General features: G+C 44.6%; 2 protein-coding genes. Both read right to left on the bottom strand.

All coding sequences use genetic code 11. From position 1 onward, the window contains the following. Nucleotides 1–97 precede the first annotated feature (97 nt). Nucleotides 98–841, bottom strand: coding sequence for an IS21-like element helper ATPase IstB (gene istB, locus T458_RS55915; protein ID WP_023555612.1), 744 nt, complete (start codon nucleotides 839–841; stop codon nucleotides 98–100). Further along, nucleotides 838–2,346: an IS21 family transposase gene (istA, locus tag T458_RS56850; RefSeq protein ID WP_023555611.1), complete on the bottom strand. Its 1,509-nt coding sequence runs from the start codon at nucleotides 2,344–2,346 to the stop codon at nucleotides 838–840. Before istA ends, istB begins: the two co-directional genes overlap by 4 nt. Nucleotides 2,347–2,469 lie beyond the last annotated feature (123 nt).

Raw genomic sequence — 2,469 nt, 5'->3', positions numbered from 1 at the left:
TGTGAATGTCAATTAAAAAGTTGACCACCGTGCTCATCAAAAAATTGACCACCATGACAAAATGAATCCACCCGTTGGGTGGGTAACTTTTTCATGATCACGATCTTTGAATGCTCTGCTTAAAGCGATAACTGTCTCCATTCATAGCAAAGATATGGGCTCGGTGCGTTAGCCGATCAACCAGGGCTGACGTCATCTGCTCATCTTTAAATATCTGGGTCCAATCAGCAAATTCCAGATTACTCGTAATGATCATGCTTCCTTTCTCATAACGAACTGCACAAAATTGAAACAATAGCTCCGCCCCTGTTCTGCTGAGAGGGACAAATCCTACTTCATCCAAGATGATCAAATCAGTTTTCAGCCACTGTTTCTCTAGCTGGAGGATTCGCTTTTGGGACTGAGCTTCCATCAGCTCGTTGCATATCTTAGCCGCTGTCCAAAACTGTACGGAATAGCCATGATGGCATGCTTCTTTCCCGAGTGCTATGGAGAGATGAGTCTTGCCAGTGCCGGAGTTTCCAATAAACATGATGTTCTCAGCTTTTTCAATGTATTCACAACGAGCCAGTTGAAGTAATTTGGGTTTATTGAGGGATGGAATCGCTGAAAATTCATATTGATCGAGAGTTTTAACGGACGGAAACTTGGCGTGCTTTATTCGACTTGCGATTTGATTGGCATCTCTTTGCTGAACTTCTTGCTCCAAAAGAGCTAACAGGAACTCCTCGTAGGGAATTTGTCGTTCAGCAGCATCATGGGCCATTTCCTTATAGACACGCTTGATCGCGGGTAGTCGTAGACGTTTCGCATAGTTTTCGAGCAAAAAGGTTGTACTCAATGAACCACACTCCCTTTATGTAACAAACGATTGTACTGGCTAAGATCAGGCGATTTTACTTGAATACGCGGAATAGAGCTATCCTCGGCCAACGCGAGTTGGGGGACACGATGTTCTGGCAATGTACGCTGAAACAACAATTGCCTTACGGCATCGTACTGGAACATACCCTTTTGACAAGCTTCATTAAGTGCTTCTTCCACAAGGGATGCATCGAATTCTCGGTGTAATAGCAAGAGTCGAACGAATTCCTTCATTCCCCCAGGCCGATAACGGCACTTGTCCAAGAACTTTTGGTAAATGGCAGGCAATCCCGCCTGATGTATTGGCCTCGCATATAAAACGGCTCCTGGGCGAGTAAGAAGCAAATCCAGATAATGATCGTACTGCAAAAGCTCTTTTCCCTTATCTAAGCATCGCTCATGCGTAGCAATCAGGTTTTTGCCGTGGTAGACCTCGATTCTTTCGGCAAACACACGACAAATAAGCTCAGTTGACGCATGAGAAACTGGGACAGAATAAGCATTTTTCTCGAAGTGAATCATGGACAGCGTATTACTTTTCACGGATACGATACGACAACATTCCAATGGTCGTGGGGGCAATGAGAGCATGATAAGCTGCTCTTGAGCAAATGCTTCTCCAACGGTTAGGGAAGACCTCGGAACGGTTGTTTTCTCGTAAGAGATACATTTTTCGAGGAGAATTTGATTCAATTCATCTAAAGAAGAAACACTTGGTACAGGGGTAAAGAATTGCTTCTGAACAAACTGCACGAGATTTTCCACTTGGCCTTTTTGATGCCCTTTTCCCGGATCACAGAAATAGCTTTCGAACAGATAATGGGCACGTAGCTGAACAAACCGTTCTTGCTCCTCACGGTTTTTGCCCTCCAAAACCTTTTTTACGGCGGTCGTCAGGTTGTCGTACGTAATGATCTGGGGAACAGCACCGAAAAAACCAAAAGCATCTACATGACCTTGGAGAAGTGCTTCTTGCTTTTGATGAGCGAATGTTTTGATAAAGATCTTTCTGCTGTAGGTGCAACGCATACAAAAGACTTGAATTTTCACCTGTTTACCCTGTAAAAGAACTGTAACCTCACCCCAGTCAAATTGAGCAAATCGCCCTGGCGGGAAATCGAGGGGGACAAATGCTTTGGGAGGAGAAACCCGCAATTGCCTGACATAACGGCGTACCGTTGATTCACCTCCGGTAAATCCGTATTCATCGACGAGTCTCTGGTAGATTCGTTTGGCAGTATGTCGCTGCTTTGGGGGTGCTTGTTCATCTTGGCGTAGCCATTCCAAGATGATGGGCTGGACAGAATCAATGACTGGCTTTGGCTTCGGTTTTGAGAGTTGATACATAGGGATCTCAGAGGATTTCAAGGCTTTTCGTATCACTTGGCGGGAATAGCCGGTTTCGCGAGAAATTTGACGAATTGGCTTTCCTAGCAGAACGTGTTGTTTCCTGATAAACTCATAATTAGCCATCTGAAGCATTTCCTTTCCTCCTATATCTTGGTGTCTCGACAACTTCAAGATACAGGAAAGAGGTGCTCAGGTGGTCAACTTTTTTATGAGCGATGTACCACTAGGTGGTCAATAATTAGATTAGCATTCACA

The sequence above is a fragment of the Brevibacillus panacihumi W25 genome (assembly GCF_000503775.1).
Lineage (GTDB): Bacteria > Bacillota > Bacilli > Brevibacillales > Brevibacillaceae > Brevibacillus > Brevibacillus panacihumi_A.
This window is presented reverse-complemented; position numbering and strand designations above follow the sequence as displayed.